Source organism: Novosphingobium sp. B-7, from assembly GCF_000410615.1.
GTDB lineage: Bacteria > Pseudomonadota > Alphaproteobacteria > Sphingomonadales > Sphingomonadaceae > Novosphingobium > Novosphingobium capsulatum.
In genome coordinates, this window is the sequence record NZ_KE148500.1 from 1726 (window position 1) to 2143 (window position 418).

Sequence of the window (418 nt, forward strand, 5' to 3'; positions counted from 1 at the left end):
CAATGGCAAGCACGATCGCGCCGGGCTTTACGCCGATCTTTACCATGCCTTGACTGGCAGGGCATAAGACCCCGGCAGATGAAACCGCTTGGCCCCATTCCCCCGCATTTTCCCGCCCAAGGGGCAGACCTGATGATTGCCGGGCGCCCGGCGCGCGCCTGGGCGCAGGAGCATGGCACGCCGCTGTTCGTCTATGACGCCGCCGTGGTGCGCTCGCGCGTGGCAGAACTGCGTGCGGCGCTGCCGCCGGCCGTCCGGCTGCACTATGCGGTCAAGGCCAATCCCTTTGGCCCGCTGCTGGCGCTGCTGGCGGGCCTGGTCGACGGGTTTGACATCGCCTCTGCCGGGGAACTGGCGCTGCTCGCCGCACAGGGCATCGATCCGGCGCGCGCCGGGTTTGCCGGGCCGGGCAAGCGCG

The 418-nt window shown here is 69.9% G+C and carries 1 pseudogene; it reads left to right on the plus strand.

The features are described 5' to 3' along the window. Positions 1 to 78 precede the first annotated feature (78 nt). Positions 79 to 418, plus strand: a pseudogene (locus tag H926_RS29920) (pyridoxal-dependent decarboxylase, exosortase A system-associated); the annotation flags it as partial.